The organism is Asanoa ishikariensis, from assembly GCF_900107455.1.
Taxonomy (GTDB): Bacteria; Actinomycetota; Actinomycetes; order Mycobacteriales; family Micromonosporaceae; genus Asanoa; species Asanoa ishikariensis.
This window is the reverse complement of the sequence record NZ_FNQB01000006.1, coordinates 80,177-100,928: the sequence shown is the minus strand read 5'-3', so window position 1 is coordinate 100,928 and position 20,752 is coordinate 80,177. Positions and strand designations below refer to the sequence as shown.

Below are 20,752 nucleotides of genomic sequence, written 5' to 3'. Positions count from 1 at the left end.
CGTGGTGGGAGCGGCCCGGCGCCGGGTGGTCGCGGTGCTCGCCGGCCTCGTGCTGGTCGCGGGCGCCGGCCTCGTCGTCTATCGGGTGTTCGCCCCCGGTGAGGTGCTGGCCGAGCCGACCACCGGCTATCCCGCGGCGCCCACCTCGCGCCCCCCGGCCGTGCTCGGCACGCTGCCGGGCGCGCCCCTGATCGTCGACGGCCGGCTGCGGGTGGTCGCCGACAAGCGCCAGGTCCGCGCCGACGGCCCGGTCGACTCGCGCTATCTCAACACGCCCTACTGGTCGTTCCGGCGCTGGCCGGCCGAGCTCGTCGGGGTGGTCTCCGCCGGCGGCACGGTGGTGACCCGCTGGTCCGACGGGGTGCTCGTCGGGCTGGACGCCCGCACCGGGCGCGACATCTGGCGGGCCACGGGCGAGAAACCCGTGTCAACGGTGTACGCCGGCCGGCGCACCGGAGCGCAGACCGTCTACGCGCCGGCGGGCCTGTTCGTCTCCGGTGACACGGTCGTGGTGGCCGGGCCGACCAGCACGCGGACGTACGCGGCGGCGACCGGCGTGGCCGGCTGGCAGACGCCGGCCGAGGCCTGTCCCGGAGGCGCCGACCCGACCGGCTTCACGACCGCCGACGGCCGGGTGGCGGTGCTGAGCCCGTGCGCCAAGGCAGTCCGGCTGTTCGACGCCGGCACCGGCGACGACGCGGGCACGATCGACGTGGCGACGACCAACGAGACGGTGCTCGAACCGCTGGGCTGCACCGCGCCGCGCACGGCCTGCGGGGGCGTGCGGGTGGGCGGCGGCGCCTGGCTCCTGTCCGGGGGTGTGACCCGCCCAGTGGGACCGGCGGCCAGCGACTCCACGGCGCCGGCCCGGCTCGCGTCGCCGGGCGCCTTCCTGGTCAACGGGCTCGCGGTCACCATCGAGGGCGCGGCGGTCACCGCGACCGCGGGCATGGACAGCACGCAGGTCTGGCGGCGCGACCTCGATGCGCCCGGTGCCACGATCCTGGCCGCGGCCGACCGGCGGGTCTACGTGCTCACCGCCGACCGTGACCTGGTCACCCTCGACGCCACCTCGGGCGCCGAGGTCTCCCGCTTCCGGTACACCTACTTCGCCGAGAAGACCGACTGGGCGCCCGGCTACTCGTACACGGCCGGCGGTTATCTGCTGACGGAACGCCTCGCGGACCTGACGGCCAAGGACGACGCCGACTACTACTTCGACGCCCAGCCGGTCATCCTCGCCGTGGTCTAGAGCGCGGAGACGGCCGCCGTCAGGAAGGCGTCGTTCTCCTCCGGGGTGCCGATCGTGACGCGTACGCCGTCGCCCTGGAACGGCCGGACGATCACGCCCTGCTTCTCGCAGGCGGCCGCGAACTCGGCGGAGCCGGCGCCCAGCGGCAGCCAGACGAAGTTGGCCTGCGAGTCCGGCACGTCCGGCACGAGCGCACGGATCGCGGTGGTGACCCGGTCGCGCTCGGCGATCACCAGGGCGCACCGGCGGGCGACCTCGTCGGCCTGCTGGAGCGCGGCGAGCGCGGCGGCCTGGGCCACGGCGCTGGTGGAGAACGGCGTGATGACCTTGCGCACGGCCGCGGCGACCACCGGTTGGGCGACCAGGTAGCCGACGCGCAGACCGGCCAGGCCCCAGGCCTTGGACAGGGTGCGCAGCACGGCCACGTTCGGGCGGTGGCCGTGCGCCTCAAGGCCGTCGGGCACGTCGGGGTCGGTCACGAACTCGCGGTACGCCTCGTCGAGCACCACCAGCACGTCGTCCGGCACGGAGTCGAGGAAGCGGGTGAGGTCGGCGCGGCTGATCGCTGTGCCAGTGGGGTTGTTGGGGCTACAGACGAAGATCAAGCGGGTCCGGTCGGTGATCGCCGCCGACATCGCCTTCAGGTCGTGGCCGTGCGCGCCGGTGTTGGGTACGCGCACGCTGGTGGCACCGGCGGTGGCCGCGATGATCGGGTAGGCCTCGAACGAGCGCCACGAGTAGACGACCTCGTCGCCGGGCAGGCAGGTGGCCCGCACGAGGTGCTCGGCCAGCGCGACCGAACCGCAGCCGGTGGCGACGCGCTCGGCGTCGACACCCAGCGAAGCCGCGAACGCCTCGCGCAGCTCGACGACGCCCATGTCCGGGTAGCGGTGCGAGTTGGCCGCGGCCTCCGCGATCGCCTCGACGACCCCGGGCAGCGGGCCGTACGGCACCTCGTTGCTGGCCAGCTTGATCGCCTGCGGCAGGCCGAGCTCGCGGGCCAGATCGGCGGGGCTGCGGCCGGGCACGTAGCTGGGCAGCGCGTCGAGGTCGGCCCGGGTGAGTCGGGGGGTCATGACGAGCCTCCAGGAGTCTGCGGCGGGCTGGCGCCGGCCGGCGGGCGGGGGTTGGCGACGACCACGACCGTGCGGGCGGCCTTGTCGTGCAGCGCCTGGTGCAGCGGGCGGTCGACGGTCAGCCAGAAGCAGTCGACGATCTGCCAGATGAAGCCGACGCAGCAGGTCCAGAACAGCATCGGCAGGCCGAGCAGGTTCCACCGGCGCAGCGAGCGGCCGAAGCCCAGCTTGGGAGCTCCGTCGACGCGGACGACACGCAGGCCGACCACGCGCTTGCCCAGGGTCTGGCCGGTGTTGGCGACGGCCGGCACCTCGTAGGCGAACCAGAGGGCGCAGGCGATGATCAGGATCACGAGCTGCAGCCGGCTGGCCTCGGCACTGGGCGCCATCTGCATCAGCGAGCCGAACGACTCGCCGTCCTGGGCGCGGGCGTTGAACTCCCGGTAGAACGGCGCGATCTCCTGGACGTACTGGTAGACGAACCAGCCGTTGACCACGACGTTGAGCAGCAGCACAGCGGCGACGTCGATCAACCGGGCGACCAGCCGCAGGCCGGGGGAGGCCAGCGGGACACCGATCGGCGCGACCGCCGGCTGCTGGAGGGTCTGCACCGGCGGGTACGCGGGACCGCCCGGCACGCCGTAGCCGGCGTGCCCGTAGGCCTGGCCCTGACCCGGGTGCCCGTTGGCGGGCGGCGGGGTGCCGTAGCCGGGGTAGGCGTTGTAGCCGGGGGTCTGTGCGGGCGCCGGCACACCGGGCGAGACGGGCGCCGCGTCCGCGGGCGGGGTCTGCGGCTCCGGCGGTGGCGGCAGCTCCGGTGGGCCGTCGGGTGGCGTCGCGTCGGCGGGAAGAGGCGCGCCGATCCAGCCTTCACCGTCCCAATAGCGCTGGGTCGTCGGTTCGGCTGGGTCTTTGTACCAACCCGGGGGCACTGAGCTCACTGCACGACCTTAGCTACCACTGTCTCGGCCGCCTTGTCGTGGAGGGTCTGCTGGAGCGGCTGATCCCACAGTTGCCAGAGACCATCGACGAAGCCGAAGAACGGGACGAACCCGCCGGCGACGAACTGCACCAGGTAGCGGCGGACCAGTGCCCCGCGGTCGAGTGGCCGGCCGCTGATCGGAAGCACCCGCAGCGACATCACCCGCTTGCCGACCGTCTGTCCGGATCGCAGTTGGTACTCCACGAAGTAGAGGTAGCTGAAGACGAACTGGAACACGAACAGCGCGCCGTAGCCCACCACCAGCGCCACGATCGTGCCGCCCGTCAGCTCGTTGCGCTCGCCGCCGTCGTTCAGCACCGTGGCGAACATCAAGATCATGACCGGGCAGGCGACCACGAAACTGGCCAGGGCGAGGATCAAGCTGTCGATCAGGTACGCGAGGAACCGGTCGCCGAAGCTCGCCAGCGGATGGCCGGTCGGGCCGATCCGTGGTTGCCACGGTGGCGGCGGTCCGGCGTACCCCGGCTGGATAGGTATGTGGCCCGGGCCGGCCGGCAGTTGGCCCGCCGGCCCGGGCTGGCGCGGGTCCCGCGCGCCGGGTGTTGCCTGGGGGTCGGGGTGCATCCCGACAGTGTTACAGGTTGCCGCGCGCGTCCTGTTCCCGCTCGATCGCCTCGAACAGCGCCTTGAAGTTGCCCTTGCCGAAGCCGAGCGAACCATGGCGCTCGATGAGCTCGAAGAACACCGTCGGGCGGTCCTGCACGGGCTTGGTGAAGATCTGCAGCAGGTAGCCGTCCTCGTCGCGGTCGACCAGGATCTTGCGCGCCTTGAGCTCCTCGATCGGCACGCGCACGGTGCCGATCCGCGCCCGCAGCTCCGGGTCGTCGTAGTAGGAGTCGGGCGTCTCCAGGAACTCCACCCCGGCCGCACGCATCGCGTCGACGCTGCTCAGGATGTCGTTGGTGGCGATCGCGATGTGCTGCGCGCCCGGACCGTCGTAGAACTCGAGGTACTCGTCGATCTGCGACTTCTTGCGGGCGACCGCGGGCTCGTTGAGCGGGAACTTCACCTTGCGGGTGCCGCTGGCGACGACCTTGGACATCAGCGCCGAGTAGTCGGTCGCGATGTCGTCACCGACGAACTCCGCCATGTTGGTGAAGCCCATGACCCGCTTGTAGAACTCGACCCAGTGGTCCATCTTGCCGAGCTCGACGTTGCCGACGACGTGGTCGACAGCCTGGAAGTAGCGCTTGGGCTGCACACCGGCCGCGATGGCGGCGGAGCGGTCGACGATCGGCTGGCGCGCCACGAAGCCCGGCAGGAACGGGCCGGTGTAGCCGGAGCGGTCGATCAGCGTGTGCCGGGTGTCGCCGTAGGTCTCGATCGCGGCATAGCGGACCGTGCCGTGCTCGTCGCTGACGTCGGTGGGCTTCGTGTGCGGGGTGGCGCCCTGCTTGACGGCGTACGCGAAGGCGGCGTCGACGTCGGGCACCTCCAGCGCGATGTCGACCACGCCGTCGGAGTGCCGGGCCACGTGCTGCGCGTCGGCCGCGTCCGGGCGCACCGCGCCACGGAACACGAAGCGGGCGGCGCCGCTGGTCAGCACGTACTCGGCGTAGTCCCGGAAGCCCTGTTCCGGGCCGCGGAAGGCGACGCAGGTCATGCCGAACGCGGTCGAGTAGTAGTGGGCGGCCTGCTTGGCGTTGCCGACCAGGAACAGGACGTGGTCGAGGCCCTTGACCGGGAACGGGTCGTCGGCGATGTCGTGCGCCACCGCCCCGATCAACCGGTCCGCGGTGGCCTGGTCGATGTCGTTTAGCGCCTGAGTCATCATCGACTCCCCTCGTGTGGCTGCCGTCTTCGCCGAGCGTCACCTGCCACGCAGCGGCTGGTCAACTGTCCTAGAATTGTCTAAGCAGGTTGTGCAATCCGTCCGGAGGATGGGCGAAATGACGTCGCAAATTGTCCAGCTCGACGGCCTGGACGCTGCCTTGATCAAACTGCTGGCGGCGGAGCCCCGGATCGGTGTGCTCGAATGCGCGCGGCGGCTGCGGGTGGCTCGCGGCACCGTGCAGGCGCGGCTCGACAAGCTCGTCGCCCGGGGCGTGATCCGCGGCTTCGGCCCGGAGATCGAGCCGGCCTCGATCGGCTACGGTGTGACCGCCTTCGTGACCTTGGAGATCAGTCAGCGGCAGGGGCACGACCCGGTCGCGGTGCACCTGTCGCGCATCCCCGAGGTGCTGGAGGCGCACACCATCACCGGCTCCGGCGACCTGATGTGCCGGGTCGTCGCCCGGTCCAACGCGGACCTGCAACGGGTGATCGACCGGATCGTCGCGCACGGAGCGGTGGCCCGCGCGTCGACGATCATCTCGTTGACGGAGCAGATCGCGTTCCGGGTGTTGCCGCTGGTGGCGGCCGCCGCCGACGGTGCCCCGGCAGCAGACGCGGATTAATCTCGCAAATCCGATCGACACGGGTTAATCGCCGTCCCCGATCTCCTGTCGGCGCGTGGCTACGGTGTGCCGGTGGCTAGGGGTAAGGGCCCCTGTGTGAAGTGCTGGGCCGCGTTCGTGGCGGTCCTCCTCGTCGTGGGCTACTTCACCGGCGTGCTGGATCCGCTGCTCGACAAGGTCGGGGCGATGGTCAGCACCTCCAGCTCGATGACGACCCCGGCCCCGGTGTGGCAGCAGCGCCTCGGCGGCACCCCGCGCAGCGGCACCATCGCGGGCGGAGCGGTGATCATCGAGCACCGCACGCTCGTCGAGTCGCGCGGCCTCGGCTCGGGCGCGCAGCTCTGGGAGCACAAGGCCGACTGGGCCGCGGTCGCCGGCGAGGGCAACAACGCCGTCGTGGTCACCGGCAAGCTGCTGGTCAAGGGGTACGAGGTCGTCGACCCGATGACGGGCTCGCTGCGCCGCAAGGACACCGAGGCGCGGGCGGTCTGGACCTACCGCAACGGCCTGCTCGACGTGCGCTGCCACGGCCCGGAGGACTGCACGCTGACCGCCTGGGACCCGCGCGGCAGCACGCCACTGTGGAGCGTCGAGATCCCCGGCATCGGGTTCGTGCTGTTCGCCGACAACCCCGACATCCTCGGCACCCAACCGATGACCGCCAGGCGGATCGACGACAACGCCGCCGGCCCGGACCTGATGCCGCCGATGCTCGGGCTGCCGATCGACAACCGCGTCTTCATCGTCGACACCGCCGCCGGCCAGGTGGTCCGCGAGCTCGAGCCGGAGCGCGACGAGCGGGTCGTGGTGGTCGGCGGCCGGGTGCTGCGGATCAAGGCCGTGTCGGCCGACGGCACCTGTTACTTCTCGGTGGTCGCGTCTGACGCGGCGACCGGTGGCGAGGTGTGGCGCAACGCGGGGATCAACCTGCGCACCGCGAAGGACGGCGGATGCGCGCAGCGGGACGACCCGGCCGGTGGCCGCAACGTCGTCGTCGGGGTCGCGGCCGACGCCCGGGAGCTGGTGATCGACGCGTACGACGGCCGGATCCTGTTCACCAGCGCACCCGGCGAGCACCTGCTGGGTGTCGACGACCGGTACGCGGTCGTGCGTACCGCCGACGGCGGTGTCGTGCGCACCGTGGAGCTAGGTGGCAAGGGCCGCTGGCAGCGACCGGCGGCGCCGCGCAGTAGCGTCGCGCTGACCCCGCCCGCGGTCGTGGTGGTCGACGAGAAGCCCGACCGGATCATCGCGGTCAACCCGGGCACCGGCGCGGAACTGGTCAATGTGCGCTCGGACGCCGACGTACTCGCCGTCGGCCCGGCCGGCATGATCATCGTGAGCGGTCGCGACCTGGCCTACCTGCTGTTCCAGGGCGGCGGCGGAGTGCCCGCCGTACCGCCCGCAGGCGGCAATTCGGGCAACCCGGGCAATGACGACGACAACTGCGGCGGCCCCAAACAAGAGGTCTGCAAGGGCAACTAAGCTAGCCGCTCATGAGCGACGCCGCGTTTCGTTACTCCCCGTTGCTGCCCACGGGCGACGACCTGACGGACTACCGGCTGGTGACGGACGAGGGTGTCGACGTCGTCAATGGCCCCGGCGGGCGGCAGTTCCTGACGGTCGACCCGGCGGTGCTCACCGCGCTGACTGCCGAGGCGATGCACGACATCGCCCACTATCTGCGCCCGGCGCACCTGACCCAGCTCCGTTCCATCATCGACGACCCGGCGGCATCCCCGAACGACCGCTTCGTCGCGCTCGACCTGCTGCGCAACGCCAACATCGCGGCCGGCGGCGTGCTGCCGATGTGCCAGGACACCGGCACGGCGATCGTGATGGGCAAGCGGGGCCGGCACGTCCTCACGGACGGCACCGACGAGGAAGCCATCGCCCGGGGCGTCTACCAGGCGTACACCCGGTTGAACCTGCGCTATTCGCAGCTCGCGCCGATAACCATGTGGGAAGAGCGCAACACCGGCACCAACCTCCCGGCGCAGATCGAGCTGTACGCCGAGGACCCGGGTGGGCACGCCGACGCGTACAAGTTCCTGTTCATGGCCAAGGGCGGCGGTTCGGCCAACAAGTCGTTCCTCTACCAGGAGACGAAGGCGCTGCTCAATCCGACTCGGATGATGCAGTTCCTGGAGGAGAAGCTGCGGCTGATCGGCACCTCCGCCTGCCCGCCGTACCACCTGGCCGTGGTCATCGGAGGCACCTCGGCGGAGCACGCGCTGAAGACGGCGAAGCTGGCGTCCGCGAAGTACCTGGACGGGTTGCCGCTTGAAGGCTCCCTGTCGGCACACGGTTTCCGCGACGTCGCGTTGGAGGCCGAGGTGCTGGAGCTGACGCGCGAGTTCGGCATCGGTGCCCAGTTCGGCGGCCGGTACTTCTGCCACGACGTCCGGGTCGTCCGCCTCCCCCGACACGGCGCCTCGTGCCCGGTCGCGATCGCCGTTTCCTGTTCCGCCGACCGCCAGGCCGTCGCGAAGATCACCCCGTCCGGCGTCTGGCTGGAGCGCCTGGAGACCGACCCGGCCCGCTTCCTGCCGGAGGTCACCGACGAAAACCTCGACGCGACCGAGGTCGTCAAGATCGACCTCAACCGGCCGATGTCCGAGATTCGCGCGGAGCTGTCGAAGTACCCGGTGAAGACCCGGCTGTCGCTGACCGGCCCGCTGGTGGTCGCCCGGGACATCGCGCACGCGAAGCTGCTCGAGCTCTTGGACGCGGGCAAGCCGCTGCCCGCTTATATGCGCGACCACGCTGTGTACTACGCCGGCCCGGCGAAGACGCCCGAAGGGTACGCGTCGGGTTCGTTCGGGCCGACCACGGCCGGGCGGATGGACTCGTACGTCGCGCGGCTACAGGAGGCCGGCGGCTCCCACGTGATGCTGGCGAAGGGCAACAGGTCGTCCCAGGTGACCCGCTCCTGCGCCGACAACGGCGGCTTCTACCTGGGCTCGATCGGCGGCCCCGCGGCGCGGCTGGCCCAGGACTGCATCAAGCACGTCGAGGTGCTGGAGTACGCGGAGCTCGGCATGGAAGCGATCTGGAAGATCGAGGTCGAGGACTTTCCGGCCTTCATCGTGGTGGACGACAAGGGCAACGACTTCTTCGCGGAAGTCACCAAGCCAACTTTGACGATCGGCAGGCGGTAGCAACCGCGGGTCACGCATTTCGTTAGGACGTGCCGTACATTCGCCGTACAGTGGGTTGGGTACACCGCACGACGGATGGAGTCTCGGATGAGTTCCAAGACTGAGCGCATCGAGGTGCGAGCCGACGAAGCCAGCAAGTCACGCATCTCCGAAGCGGCCGAGCTACTTGGCGAACCCGTGTCTGCTTTCATGGTGCGTTCGGCACGTGCGGAAGCGGACAGGGTTCTCGCCAGGGCACACCGCACCGTAATGCCCGCAGAGCAATTCGATCTGCTCATCTCGTCGCTTGACGAGGCAGACGAGGCCCCAGCGCTCACTGAAATCGCGAATCGGCCCAGGCGTTTCCGACGGGTGTGAAGTGTTTCTTTCGAGTCGATTGAAAGATCATCACAAGCTGCGCCAGTTCGAGTGCGGTGAACCGGCTCTCGACGAGTGGCTCGCCAAGCAGGCTCACCGTGCGCAGCTTGCTGGCACCTCGCGGACCTACGTTTGGACACGAGAGGACAGCGACGAGGTCGTCGCCTACTACTCGGTCGCACCGACGCAGGTTGAGCGAGCCGGGCTGACCGGCGGCCAAGCGGGCGGCTTCAGCGTCGTTCCCGCGTACCTCCTGACTCGATTTGCCCTTGATCGGTCCCTGCAAGGGCAGCAGCTCAGCGATGACCTCCTACTCGACGCGATGGAGCTCATCACCAAAGCGGCGACGGCCGCCGGTGGTCGATTGATCGTGGTGGACGCGATCAACAATCGGGTGGCCGAGTACTACCAGCGGCGCGGCTTCCAGCCGATCAAGGGTGACCCTTTGCGGTTGGTCATGAAGGTCGAGACCGCCAAGCGAGCGCTGAGCATGGGCATGCTGACCGTAAGCAATCAAGGTGCGCTGGCGGGTCTCGTGCTGTCGACACCGCGGGGCGAGGCAGTCCCGATCGTCGTCTCGGCCGACGAACTGCGGGCGATCGCCCACGAGCTCGAGAACCGGGCGGACGCGACAGATCCCGCAACGTTGATCTCGCTCCGCGAGGCAATCAAGACAGCGCTCGGCCGAGATCCGTTCGACGTGGACTGATCTCGGCCGCGCCAATGAGCGGTATGGATCACTCTGCGTGCTTCCGGTAGTGGGGGCAGGATGGAGTGGTGACCGAGGAGAACGGGTTCCGCGTCGAGCGGGACACCATGGGTGAGGTACGGGTGCCGGCCGAGGCGTTGTGGCGGGCGCAGACACAGCGGGCGGTCGAGAACTTTCCGGTGTCCGGGCGGGGGATCGAACCCGGCAACATCCGGGCGCTCGCGCAGATCAAGGGGGCCGCGGCCGCCGTCAACGGTGCGCTCGGCGTGATCGACGCAGACCTGGCGACGGCGATCCAGGTCGCCGCCGCGCACGTCGCCGGCGGTGGGTTCGACGACCAGTTCCCGATCGACGTCTTCCAGACGGGGTCCGGTACCTCGTCGAACATGAACGCCAACGAGGTGATCGCGACCCTCGCGGCCCGCGAGATCGGTCGCGACGTGCACCCCAACGACCACGTCAACGCGTCGCAGTCCAGCAACGACGTGTACCCGTCGTCGATCCATCTCGCCGCCACCGAGGCCGTGGTCAACGAGCTGATTCCGGCGCTCGCCCACCTCGGGGCGGCGCTGTCCGCGAAGGCCGACGAGTTCGCGACCGTGGTCAAGGCCGGGCGCACCCACCTGATGGACGCCACGCCGGTCACCCTGGGTCAGGAGTTCGGCGGGTACGCGGCCCAGGTCCGCAACGGCATCGCCCGGCTGGAGTCGTCCGTGCCGCGGCTCGCGGAACTGCCGCTGGGCGGCACCGCGGTCGGCACCGGCGTCAACACGCCGCCCGGTTTCGCGGCGGCGGTCATCGAGCGGCTGCGCGACGCGACGGGGCTGCCGCTGACCGAGGCACGCGACCACTTCGAGGCGCAGGGAGCCCGGGACGGCCTGGTCGAGGCGTCGGGACAGTTGCGGACGGTGGCGATCGGCCTGTACAAGATCGCGAACGACATCCGGTGGATGGGCTCGGGGCCGCGTGCCGGTCTGGGCGAGTTGCGGATCCCCGACCTGCAGCCCGGCTCGTCGATCATGCCGGGCAAGGTCAACCCGGTGGTCTGCGAGTCGGTACGCCAGGTGTCCGCGCAGGTCATCGGCAACGACGCGGTGATCGCGTTCGCGGGCTCACAGGGCGACTTCGAGCTCAACGTCATGCTCCCGGTGATGGCCCGCAACATCCTGGAGTCGGTGCGGCTGCTGGCCGCGGCGAGCCGGATGCTCGCGGACCGGTGCGTCGTCGGGCTGGCGGCGAACGAGGAGGTGGCCCGTGCGTACGCGGAGGGCTCGCCGTCGATCGTCACCCCGCTGAACCGGCACCTGGGCTACGACGAGGCGGCCGCCATCGCGAAGGAGGCGCTGGCCAGCGGCCGGTCCATTCGCGCGGTGGTCGTGGACCGCGGCCATGTAGCCAGCGGAAAGATCTCCGAGGCGGAGCTGGACGAACTCCTGGACGTCCTGCGCATGACCCGCCCGTAAGGGGTGGGTCAGGCGGCGGCGGAGCTGCGGCGGATCTGGAGCGGGGCCGGTTCGATGTGTTGCCAGTGCGGGCCGGTCTCGTTGGCCAGGAGTGCGCGGGTGGCCATCGCGGCCATGTGTTCGACGGGCTGGCGGACCGAGGTCATCGCGGGCGTTGCCACCGAGGCCAGGAAGCTGTCGTCGAAGCCGACCAGGGCGACATCTTCCGGGACGCGCCGGCCGCTCTCGTTCAAGGCTCGTAGGACGCCCATCGCGGTCAGGTCGCAGGCCGCGAAGATGCCGTCCAGGTCGGGGTGGGCGGCCAGCAGTTCCTGAGTGCCGGTGACGCCGGCCTCCAGGCAGAAGCCGCCCTCGGCGCCGATGGGCTCGTGGCCGGCTTCGACCGAGGCCAGGCGGAAGCCGCTGCGGCGGCCGATCGCGCAGGAGTTGTTGGGTTTGCCGTGTACCGCCACTACCTTGCGGCGGCCCGTGCGGTAGAGGTGTTCGACCGCGGCGACCGCGCCTACCGCGTTGTCCGCCTCGATCGAGGGGACGCCCGGGGCTGAGTGGCCCAGGGAGACCACCCGGTCGCAGCGCGCGGAGAAACGGGCCGCCAGTGGTGGCGGGACGTTGACCAGCAGGGCGCCCACACCGACCGTGCGGGCCACGTCGTCGAGTCTGGTCAGGGCCTCGGGCTCGTCGATCACGTGGGTACGCATCTGGGTGTCGGTGCCGGCCAGCACGGACAGGATGCCGGACACGACGCGGCTGTAGTACGGGTTGCTGCCCACCCGCGTCGCATCGTCGTCGATGACGATCAGGTCGATGACCTCGGTGCGGCCTTTGGCCAGGGCGCGGGCGGCCAGGTCTGGGTGGTAGCCCAGCTCCTCCACGGCGTGCCAGACGCGGTTGCGGGTCATGGTGGACACCCGGTGCGCGCCGGTGATCACGCGGGATGCGGTCGCGCGGGAAACTCCGGCCGCGCGGCCTACGTCTTCTAGTGTCGGCTTCTTTGCCTCCATCACCGCATGGTAGAAGAGAGAGCGCTCTCCACAACATCCTGTTTTCGCGTATTGCGCCATCCTCGGCCCGACAGGGCCGCTCGGAGATGGCGGACCACCTCTGGGAACTCGGTCTGCGGCGCCAGGCGGAGGACCAGCCAGCCATCGTCGATCATGACTGCTTCGCCTGCCCGGTCGGGAGTGCGGAACAGGGCCACCCGGAACTCCGGCCATGCCAGACACGGTGCGACCGTGAAGATCGGCGGACGGGCCACACCCATCGGCAGGCCGGCGAGGAACAGGCGGACCCGCAGCAGGGACTCGGCTCGGCTCGCGGCATGGCCGTCGGCCAGGCCCAGCGTGTGCCCGGCCCGCCGACCACCCGGACGCTCCGCGAGCCGGGCCGCCACCTCGCGTAGCGCGGCCGTCGTCACCAACCGCCGGAAGAGCAGCCCATCGGTGAGCGCCACGGCGTCAGCCAGCGGCAGCCAGACCGCGGCATCCCACGCGGTGCGCGCCGGAACCGTAGCCAGGACCAAGGAGGAACCGCCGGGCAGATCGACGTGGCACAGGTCAGTTGGGTCGAGTGGCACCCGGTGTAGCCGGGTGCCGACCTGGCGGCCCACCCGCCGATCGGCCCGCAGGATCAGGTGCACCAGGTCATCGGGGCCGGCGGCCGACAGCACCCCATGCGCGTGCGCCGCCGAAGGCCCAGCCAGCACGACCGACTCAGGCGGCAGCCGAGCGAGCGTCGCCCGGCAGAGCAGCGCGTGGTCAGCAGCCAGCCGCGAGTCGCAGTAGACGTCATGACGCAGCCGGGTCCAGCCGCGCCCACGAAGCTGGTGCACGGAAAGCAGCCCCGCCGCCACCGCCGCGCTGCCGCGGAACACCTGCCACTCCAGCAATGGAGGTCTCATGAAGACAGGGTCACGCTGACGCGGCACCGGTGGACAGACCTGTGGATAACTCACGGAGGGCCGCTGTACACAGCCTGTGGATAACTCACCCGGCCGCTGTGGAAAGCGCTAAAAGCACCGCCGCGGCGGCCGCCGACACCTGTGGACCGACCTCGTCGAGATCCAGCGCGCCGAGCGCGACCACCCCGACACTGGCGTCCAGTCCGTCGACTCCGAGCACCGGCGCCGCCACCCCGAACGCGCCAGCCTGGAGCTCGCCCACCGTCGTCACCGGATCGGGCGAACCCGAGCGCCCCGCGAGGATCGCCAGCCCGGCCGCACCGCGGGCCAGCGGATGCCGTGACCCGGCCCGGTACGCCACATGGAACGCCGTCCAGGTCGGCTCGACCACGGCGAGCGCGACTGCCTCCGTGCCCTCGGCGATCGTCAAATGGGCCGTCGCGCCGACCTCCTCGGCCAGCCGCCGCAGCGCCGGCAACGCCGCCTCGATCACCAGGGAGTGGGCTCGCCGGGCCAACTGCAGCACCCCGGCGCCCAGCCGCAGCCGACCGGCACCGTCTCGGCGGACCAGGCCGTGGGCCGTCAGCGAGCCGACCAGCCGGTAGACCACCGCTCGCCCGACGCCCAGCCGTTCGGCCGCCTCGGTGACCGTCAACCCCTCCGGGGTGTCGGCGACCAGGTAGAGCAGCCGCAGCCCGCGGTCGAGCGTCTGGGCGGTCTCGCCCGCGCGATAGACCGGCTGCGTCACACCGCGAGCATAGGCGCAAACGGATCAACGCTACCCTTGTCAGGTGACGCTGCGTTTGCATGACACTGCGACCCGATCGGTGCGGGAGTTCGTCCCGCGAGAGGCCGGCAAGGTCGCCATGTACCTCTGTGGCCTCACCGTGCAGTCCGAGCCACACATCGGCCACCTTCGGTCCGGCGTGAGCTACGACGTGCTGCGCCGCTGGTTCGAGCGCGACAGCTACCAGGTGACTTTTGTCCGCAATATCACGGACATCGATGACAAGGTCTTGCAGAAGTCGTTGGAGCAGGGCAAGCCCTTCTGGGCCATCGCGTACGCGAACGAGGTCGTCCTCGACGCCGCTTACCGTGCGCTCAACGTGCTGCCGCCGACCTACGGGCCGCGGGCCACCGGGCACATCACCGAGATGCACCAGTTGATCGGCACGCTCATCGACAACGGTCACGCGTACGCGGCCGACGACGACTCCGGCGACGTCTACTTCGACGTCAAGTCGTACGCGGACTATGGCGCCCTCTCGGGCCAGCGGGTCGACGAGATGACCAGCGCCGCCGACAGTGCCGACCGGGCCAAGCGCGACCCGCGCGACTTCGCGCTGTGGAAGGGCTACAAGCCGGAAGAGCCGATCGAGAGCCAGTGGTCGAGCCCGTGGGGGCCAGGCCGCCCGGGTTGGCACATCGAGTGCTCGGCCATGTGCCTGCGCTACCTCGGCCCGGAGTTCGACATCCACGGCGGCGGGCTCGACCTCACGTTCCCGCACCACGAGAACGAGATCGCCCAGTCCCGCTCGGCTGGCCTGCCGTTCGCCCGCTACTGGGTGCACAACGGCCTGCTCAACCTCGGCGAGTCGAAGATGGGCAAGTCGACGGGCAACGTGCTCGACCTCGACTACATCACCGCGCTCGGCGTACGGATGGTCGAGCTTCGGCATTACTTCGTGACCGTGCACTACCGCTCCCGGATCGACTACTCCGACGAGGCCCTGCGGGAGTCCGCCACGGCATACCGCCGGGTCGAGGGATTCGTGCAGCGCGCGGTCGAGTCCGTCGGCGCGATCCCGGCGGGTGAGCTGCCGGCGGAGTTCACCGAGGCGATGAACGACGACCTCAACACCTCCGGAGCGATCGCCGTCGCGCACGAGCACGTGCGGCTCGGCAACACCGCATTGGCCAAGGGCGACGACGACGGCGTACGTTCGGCGCTCGGCGCTGTGCGGGCCATGCTCGACGTGCTCGGCATAGACCCGCTCGACCCGGCGTGGTCGACGGCGTCGACCGGCGGCACGCCCGGCGAGGAACTCCGATCGATCATCGACTCGCTCGTCGCCTTGGCGCTCGAGCAGCGCGCGCAAGCGCGCACCAGGAAGGACTGGTCCGCCGCAGACGCGGTGCGGGACCAGTTGAACGCGGCCGGCGTCAACGTCGAGGACACTCCGCACGGCCCACGTTGGACAATCGGAACGAGGGACTGATGGCGGGCAACTCACAGCGACGTGGCCGACGGGTCACGCAGAAAAAGGGCGCCTCGATGGGCTCCGGCGGCAAGAACAAGGGGTCCCTGGAGGGTCGGGGACGCACCCTGCCCGCCGACGAGCGGCCGTGGCACAAGGGCTACTCGGGCACTGAGAAGCTGCCGAACCGCACCGCCTGGAAGCAGGCGAAGGAAAAGCGCGCCGCGGCGGCCGAAGGACGTGCCCCCAAGATCGGCCAGCCTGGCACCAAGGACACCACCTGGGGCAAGGGCACCAAGGGCAGCAAGGCCAGCAAGACCACCAAGTCCACCAAGCCCGGCCGCCAGCCGGCCCGTGGCGGCCCGCGGGTCGCGCCCGGGCGCCGCTCCAACACGCCCAAGGACGCGCCGGAGTTGTTGGTTGGCCGCAACCCGGTGCTGGAGGCGCTGCGCACGTTGGTTCCGGCGACCGCCCTCTACGTCGCGCAGGGCCTCGACCTCGACGACCGGATCACCGAGATCGTCCGCACCGCCGGCGACCGGGGCATCCCCCTGCTCGAGATCAGCCGTGCCGAGTTCGACCGGATGACCGGTGGCGTGCTGCACCAGGGCGTCGGCCTGCAGGTGCCGCCGTTCGCCTACGAGGCGTTCGACGACCTGGTCGCCGCCGCGCTGGAGCACCCGACGCCGCTGCTGGTGGCGCTCGACGGGATCACCGACCCGCGCAACCTGGGCGCCGTGATCCGCTCGGCGGCCGCCTTCGGCGCGCAGGGCGTCTTCGTGCCCGAGCGCCGGGCCGCCGGCATCACCGCGACCGCCTGGCGCACCAGCGCCGGCGCCGCGGCTCGGGTGCCGGTCAGCCAGGTGGTCAACCTGACCCGCGCGCTCAAGGCCTGCCAGCGCGAGGGCTTCGTGGTGATCGGCCTCGACGCTGACGGCGAGACCGACCTCTACAACCTCGAGGCCGCCGTCGGCCCGCTGATCGTCGTGGTCGGCTCCGAGGGACGAGGGTTGTCCCGCCTGGTCGGCGAGACCTGCGACATGCGCGTCGGCATCCCGATGGTGTCGACGGTCGAGTCGCTCAACGCGAGTGTCGCCGCCGCGGTCGCACTGGCCGAGGTCGCGCGCCGGAGGGCCGGCACCGCCTGACGCCGGCGGGCCGGCACGGCCTGACAGCCGCCGTTCACATCACGCCCTCGGCCGGTTCATCCGAGCTGACTAATTTCTCGGCTCATGACTCAACGTCGCAATGTTTGGGCGGGAGCGGCCATCGTCGCCGCTCTCGCCGTCGGTGTCGCCGGCCCCGCGTCGGCGCATGACGCCGACGAGTTCGGCCCGGCGACCCTGACCGGGTTCGCTTCGCTGCCGGCACTGACGTTCGTGCCGGCCAGCGAGCCGTCCGGCTCCCTGCTGGACACCGCGCCGGTCAACGGCGTTGCCGCGCCGTGGGACGACCAGCCGGTGCAGGGCTTCTCCGGCATCGTGCGCAACGGTGACGGCACCTACGAGGTGATGTCGGACAACGGCTTCGGCAACAAGGCCAACAGCGGCGACTTCGTCCTGCGGATCCACACCATCGCGCCGGTCTTCAACACCAACAAGGTCGACGTCCTCGGTGGCGTCAACCTGACCGACCCCCAGGGGTACGTGACCTGGCCGCTGACCCGCAAGGACCGGGTGCTGACCGGCTCGGACTTCGACGTCGAGTCGATCCAGCGGGGCGCGGACGGCACCTACTGGATCGGTGACGAGTTCGGCCCGTTCCTGCTCCACTTCGACCGCACCGGTGCGCTCATGCAGGCGCCGATCTCGCTGCCGGGCGTCTTCGCGCCGGAGAACCCGCTGCGCGGCACCACGCCGAACAACATCAACAGCAGCAAGGGCTTCGAGGGCATGGCCCAGTCGCCCGACGGCCGCAAGCTGTACCCGTTGCTGGAGGGCACCGTCGCCGGCGACACCCCCGGCACGCTGCGGCTCAACGAGTTCGACGTGCGGGCGGGCGAGTACACCGGCAAGCGCTACGTCTACAAGCTCGACGACCCGGGCAACGCGATCGGCGACGCCATCGCCATCGACGGCCACCGGTTCCTGATCATCGAGCGGGACAACGGCCAGGGTGCCACGGCCAAGATCAAGAAGATCTACGAGGCCAACATGAGCGACCGGAACAAGGACGGCGCCATGGACAAGACCCTGGTCGCCGACCTGATGAACATCAACAACCCGAAGAAGCTCGGCGGGTTCGGCAAGACCTTCACGTTCCCGTTCCAGACGATCGAAGACGTCGTCATCCTCGACGACCAGACGATCGCCGTGCTCAACGACAACAACTTCCCGGGCTCGGCCGGCCGCACCGCCGGTGTGCCCGACAACAACGAGTTCATCACGCTGAAGCTCACCCAGGGCCTCAACGTGGACAAGCGTTTCCTCGACTAAGGACGGCGGAAAAGAAAGGGGATGCCCGGCACGTACGATGCAGCCGGGCATCCCCTCGCCCGTTCGTGGAGGAGTCGGCAGATGCAAGGGCACGCGCTCGGGGTCGACCTGGGCACGTCGAACACGGTCGCCGTGCTGCGCTGGCCCGACGGGCGCACGCGTCCGTTGCTGTTCGACGGTCAACCGCTGCTTCCGTCCGGTGTGCTCCTCGACGAGGCCGGCCGGCTGCACGTCGGCCGCGACGCGCAACGGCTGGCCCAGGCCGACCCGGCGCGCTACGAGCCCAACCCGAAGCGGCACGTCGACGCACCCGCAGTGCTGCTCGGCGACCGCGAGGTCGCGACCGTCGACCTGCTGGCCGCGATCCTCGCCGCGGTCGCGCACGCCGCCGTCGAGGCGGTCGGCCACCTGCCGCCGGCCGTGCTGACCTATCCGGCGGTCTGGGGAGCCCACCGCCGGCAGGCGCTCACCGAGGCGCTGACCCGCGCCGGCTGGCCCGCCAGCACCGTGCTGGCGCCCGAGCCCGTCGCCGCCGCCCGCTACTTCGCCGAGGTGTTGCGCCGCCCGGTGCCGGTCGGGTCCGCCCTCGGCGTCTTCGACTTCGGTGGCGGCACTCTCGACATCGCGGTGATCCGCAACGACGGGCCAGATCCGACCGGCCGGGTCCGCTTCAGCGTGGTCGCCGCCGGCGGCGTCGCCGAGCTCGGCGGCCTCGACCTCGACGCCACCCTCGTCGAGCACCTCGGCCAGGTGATCGCCGCCAGCGACCCGGCCGCCTGGGCCCGGTTGCGCGAGCCGACGAACGCCGCGCAGTGGCGCGACCGGCAGCGCTTCTGGGACGACGTGCGCGGTGCCAAGGAGATGTTGTCCCGGGCCGCGGTCGCACCGGTCGCGGTGCCCGGCGTCGAGAAGGCCGTCCACCTCACCCGGGAAGAACTCGAACGCCTGGTCACCCCGCTGCTCCGCCGCGGTGTCATGGAGACCGCCTCGGTGATCGCGGCCGCACAACTGCGGCCCGACCAACTCGCCGGGCTGTTCCTGGTCGGCGGCTCGTCGCGGGTGCCGATGGTGGCCCGGCTCCTGCACGCCGACCTGGGCGTCGCACCGACCGTGCTGGAGCAGCCCGAGCTGCCGGTGGCCGAGGGCGCGCTCGCCGAACTGCCGGCGCCCCGCACCGCCCACGTCCCCGCGCAAGCGAACGTCCACGGGCAAGCGAACGTCTACGCGCAAGCGAACGTCCACGCGCCGGCGGGCGCCCAGGCACCTGCCAGCGTCCCGGTCGCGTCTGACAGGCCGCCGGTCATGGCCGGCGCGGACGAGGAAACCAGGCCGATCTCGGTCGCGCCGGCCTCGCCCGCCCCTGGCGCGCCGACCCCCGCCGGGCCCTGGAGCCCGCCGCCGACCCCGAAGGCGACGCGGCGCGTACCCCGGAAGCTCTTGATCTCCGTCTCGGCCGTCGCACTGGTCGCGGTGATCGTCGCCGTCTCGGTGATCATCACGCTGGTCAAGGGCGGCGGCTACGGCAAAGTGAAGTTCGCCGCGTTCAGCGACGTGGGCGAGGCGCTGCCGATGTCCGGTCCGTCCTACTACTCGTGGACGCACGCGGTGGGCGACCGCGCCTACTACGCGTACCAGAACGAACAGAAGAAGTTGACCGTGGTCGCCGCCGACGCCGCCACCGGCAAGCAGTTGTGGAGCGTGGACGCACCCGACGCGGCCGACTCCTGGCAGGGGATCCGGGCGGTGCCGGGCGCGATCCTGGCCTACGCCGACGCGATCGCCAGCGACAAACCGCACAAGCTCTACGTGCTGAGCCCGGAGGACGGGCAGCGGATGTGGGACATCGACCTGTTCGACGACGACGAGACGTTCGTGGTCGCCGACCGGCTGGTGGTCGTCGACCGGAAGAACGCGAAGCTCGTCGGCTACAGCCTGCGCGACGGTTCCCAGAAGTGGGACCTGGCGACGCCGAAGGATCAGTACGACAGTTACACCACGGCCGTGTACGGCGTGCAGACCCCGAAGGACCTGGCCGGTCCGGCGGACTTCTCCGGGGTGGCGCTCGACCCCGACCGGGAGGACGACGCCCGGCTCGTGCAGATCGGCGCCGACCGCTCGGTGCGGGTCATCGACGGGGTCACCGGCGAGATCCGCGCGCAGCAGACCGCGGTGGCCGAACCGCGCGATCTGGTCACCGCGTACGACGGTCAGTTGTTCATCACCAGCACCAGTGACACCACCGAAGTGGTCGCACTCGACCTGGACGCCCTCGACAAGCCGCGGCTGGTCTATCGGGCTGACGACCCGGAGCGTCGGGCGACCGCGATCAGTCCCTGCGCCGAGAACCGGATCTGCGTGTTGGAGCGGAAGAACTTCGACGCGAAGAGCACCGAGCTCGCTGCGGTCCCACTGGGCGGCGACGGCGAGACCTGGAAGAAACCGGCGGCCGGCGTCGACGCGATCCTGCCGGTCGGCTCGCACGTGGTGCTCCAGAGCGAGGCCGACAGCGTCCCGCGCGTGCTCGGCTACGACGCGGCCGGCAAGCAGGTGCTCGACACTGCCGGCACGGCCGCCCGGGTCAACGGGTCGAGCGTGCTGGTCTTCGGGCGGCCACCGGCCGCCGGGGTCGACGACTACAACGTCGTCGGGTGGGTGCTCGGCGAGCCCCAGCCGGTGCAGCTAGGTGCCCTCGGCGGCGTGCGCTCGTCGAGCTGCACCTGGACGACATCGGTGGTCGCCTGCGTCGGTGAGGCCGACCTGCGCCTGCGCCGCTTCGCCGGATAGACGCGAAACGGCGGGCCGGTC

The 20,752-nt window shown here is 70.7% G+C and carries 18 protein-coding genes; 11 read left to right on the top strand and 7 right to left on the bottom strand.

Annotation, left to right across the window (positions count from 1 at the left end; translation table 11 throughout):
* Position 1 precedes the first annotated feature (1 nt).
* Complete coding sequence (locus BLV39_RS39925) at positions 2–1,252, top strand: outer membrane protein assembly factor BamB family protein (RefSeq protein WP_176985335.1); 1,251 nt, start codon at positions 2–4, stop codon at positions 1,250–1,252.
* On the opposite strand, the gene hisC is transcribed toward BLV39_RS39925, so the two are convergent.
* The 4 genes from hisC to hppD are packed head-to-tail and all read right to left on the bottom strand — an operon-like array spanning position 1,249 to position 5,102.
* Positions 1,249–2,328, bottom strand: a complete 1,080-nt coding sequence (gene hisC, locus BLV39_RS39920; protein WP_090804316.1) for a histidinol-phosphate transaminase — start codon at positions 2,326–2,328, stop codon at positions 1,249–1,251. The two genes, BLV39_RS39925 and hisC, sit on opposite strands and share 4 nt — an antisense overlap.
* Positions 2,325–3,269, bottom strand: a complete 945-nt coding sequence (locus tag BLV39_RS39915; protein ID WP_239083651.1) for an RDD family protein — start codon at positions 3,267–3,269, stop codon at positions 2,325–2,327. The genes hisC and BLV39_RS39915 overlap by 4 nt, the downstream gene beginning before the upstream one ends.
* Positions 3,266–3,895, bottom strand: a complete 630-nt coding sequence (locus tag BLV39_RS39910) for an RDD family protein (RefSeq protein WP_176985334.1) — start codon at positions 3,893–3,895, stop codon at positions 3,266–3,268. Before BLV39_RS39910 ends, BLV39_RS39915 begins: the two co-directional genes overlap by 4 nt.
* A gap of 10 nt (positions 3,896–3,905) precedes the next feature.
* On the bottom strand, positions 3,906–5,102 hold the full coding sequence (gene hppD / locus BLV39_RS39905) for a 4-hydroxyphenylpyruvate dioxygenase (protein ID WP_090804310.1): 1,197 nt from the start codon (positions 5,100–5,102) through the stop codon (positions 3,906–3,908).
* A gap of 118 nt (positions 5,103–5,220) precedes the next feature.
* Here hppD and BLV39_RS39900 point away from each other — a divergent pair, with 118 nt between their 5' ends.
* The 6 genes from BLV39_RS39900 (at position 5,221) to BLV39_RS39875 (ending at position 11,417) form a co-directional block, all read left to right on the top strand.
* Entirely contained in the window at positions 5,221–5,727 is a 507-nt protein-coding gene (locus BLV39_RS39900; protein ID WP_090804308.1) for an Lrp/AsnC family transcriptional regulator, read from the top strand.
* 72 nt (positions 5,728–5,799) lie between these two features.
* Positions 5,800–7,212, top strand: a complete 1,413-nt coding sequence (locus BLV39_RS39895; protein ID WP_239083650.1) for an outer membrane protein assembly factor BamB family protein — start codon at positions 5,800–5,802, stop codon at positions 7,210–7,212.
* A gap of 11 nt (positions 7,213–7,223) precedes the next feature.
* Positions 7,224–8,888, top strand: coding sequence for a fumarate hydratase (locus BLV39_RS39890; RefSeq protein WP_090804304.1), 1,665 nt, complete (start codon positions 7,224–7,226; stop codon positions 8,886–8,888).
* 87 nt (positions 8,889–8,975) lie between these two features.
* A complete protein-coding gene (locus BLV39_RS39885; RefSeq protein WP_090804302.1) occupies positions 8,976–9,245 on the top strand; it encodes a type II toxin-antitoxin system TacA family antitoxin in 270 nt (89 codons plus the stop codon).
* 1 nt (position 9,246) lies between these two features.
* Positions 9,247–9,954, top strand: a complete 708-nt coding sequence (locus BLV39_RS39880; protein ID WP_143050116.1) for a hypothetical protein — start codon at positions 9,247–9,249, stop codon at positions 9,952–9,954.
* Between the two features lie 65 nt (positions 9,955–10,019).
* Complete coding sequence (locus BLV39_RS39875) at positions 10,020–11,417, top strand: class II fumarate hydratase (protein ID WP_090804298.1); 1,398 nt, start codon at positions 10,020–10,022, stop codon at positions 11,415–11,417.
* A gap of 8 nt (positions 11,418–11,425) precedes the next feature.
* On the opposite strand, the gene BLV39_RS39870 is transcribed toward BLV39_RS39875, so the two are convergent.
* The 3 genes from BLV39_RS39870 to BLV39_RS39860 all read right to left on the bottom strand — a co-directional run bounded on the left by BLV39_RS39870 (position 11,426) and on the right by BLV39_RS39860 (position 14,062).
* Positions 11,426–12,418, bottom strand: coding sequence for a LacI family DNA-binding transcriptional regulator (locus BLV39_RS39870; RefSeq protein ID WP_090804296.1), 993 nt, complete (start codon positions 12,416–12,418; stop codon positions 11,426–11,428).
* Positions 12,418–13,314 carry a hypothetical protein gene (locus BLV39_RS39865; RefSeq protein ID WP_090804294.1) on the bottom strand — a complete coding sequence of 299 codons (897 nt, stop codon included), beginning with the start codon at positions 13,312–13,314 and terminating at the stop codon, positions 12,418–12,420. Before BLV39_RS39865 ends, BLV39_RS39870 begins: the two co-directional genes overlap by 1 nt.
* A gap of 85 nt (positions 13,315–13,399) precedes the next feature.
* The gene (locus BLV39_RS39860; protein ID WP_090804291.1) at positions 13,400–14,062 is read right to left on the bottom strand and encodes an IclR family transcriptional regulator; all 663 of its coding nucleotides are present in this window, start codon (positions 14,060–14,062) and stop codon (positions 13,400–13,402) included.
* Between the two features lie 43 nt (positions 14,063–14,105).
* Between BLV39_RS39860 and cysS the strand changes: the two genes are divergently transcribed.
* From cysS to BLV39_RS39840, 4 genes are all read left to right on the top strand, one after another.
* Positions 14,106–15,533, top strand: a complete 1,428-nt coding sequence (cysS, locus tag BLV39_RS39855) for a cysteine--tRNA ligase (protein ID WP_090804290.1) — start codon at positions 14,106–14,108, stop codon at positions 15,531–15,533.
* Positions 15,533–16,660, top strand: a complete 1,128-nt coding sequence (gene rlmB / locus BLV39_RS39850) for a 23S rRNA (guanosine(2251)-2'-O)-methyltransferase RlmB (RefSeq protein WP_090804288.1) — start codon at positions 15,533–15,535, stop codon at positions 16,658–16,660. The genes cysS and rlmB overlap by 1 nt, the downstream gene beginning before the upstream one ends.
* Before the next feature lie 84 nt (positions 16,661–16,744).
* A complete protein-coding gene (locus BLV39_RS39845; RefSeq protein ID WP_090804286.1) occupies positions 16,745–17,947 on the top strand; it encodes an esterase-like activity of phytase family protein in 1,203 nt (400 codons plus the stop codon).
* 81 nt (positions 17,948–18,028) lie between these two features.
* Positions 18,029–20,731 (top strand): Hsp70 family protein, encoded by a 2,703-nt coding sequence (locus BLV39_RS39840; RefSeq protein WP_176985333.1) that lies wholly within the window; start codon positions 18,029–18,031, stop codon positions 20,729–20,731.
* Positions 20,732–20,752 lie beyond the last annotated feature (21 nt).

What these genes read in the sequence shown, in the direction of transcription:
- hisC (WP_090804316.1), bottom strand. Translation starts at nt 2,328, where the DNA reads ATGACCCCCCGACTCACCCGGGCCGACCTCGACGCGCTGCCCAGCTAC.
- BLV39_RS39910 (WP_176985334.1), bottom strand. Translation starts at nt 3,895, where the DNA reads ATGCACCCCGACCCCCAGGCAACACCCGGCGCGCGGGACCCGCGCCAG.
- hppD (WP_090804310.1), bottom strand. Translation starts at nt 5,102, where the DNA reads ATGACTCAGGCGCTAAACGACATCGACCAGGCCACCGCGGACCGGTTG.
- BLV39_RS39900 (WP_090804308.1), top strand. Translation starts at nt 5,221, where the DNA reads ATGACGTCGCAAATTGTCCAGCTCGACGGCCTGGACGCTGCCTTGATC.
- BLV39_RS39890 (WP_090804304.1), top strand. Translation starts at nt 7,224, where the DNA reads ATGAGCGACGCCGCGTTTCGTTACTCCCCGTTGCTGCCCACGGGCGAC.
- BLV39_RS39885 (WP_090804302.1), top strand. Translation starts at nt 8,976, where the DNA reads ATGAGTTCCAAGACTGAGCGCATCGAGGTGCGAGCCGACGAAGCCAGC.
- BLV39_RS39870 (WP_090804296.1), bottom strand. Translation starts at nt 12,418, where the DNA reads ATGGAGGCAAAGAAGCCGACACTAGAAGACGTAGGCCGCGCGGCCGGA.
- BLV39_RS39865 (WP_090804294.1), bottom strand. Translation starts at nt 13,314, where the DNA reads ATGAGACCTCCATTGCTGGAGTGGCAGGTGTTCCGCGGCAGCGCGGCG.
- rlmB (WP_090804288.1), top strand. Translation starts at nt 15,533, where the DNA reads ATGGCGGGCAACTCACAGCGACGTGGCCGACGGGTCACGCAGAAAAAG.
- BLV39_RS39845 (WP_090804286.1), top strand. Translation starts at nt 16,745, where the DNA reads ATGACTCAACGTCGCAATGTTTGGGCGGGAGCGGCCATCGTCGCCGCT.
- BLV39_RS39840 (WP_176985333.1), top strand. Translation starts at nt 18,029, where the DNA reads ATGCAAGGGCACGCGCTCGGGGTCGACCTGGGCACGTCGAACACGGTC.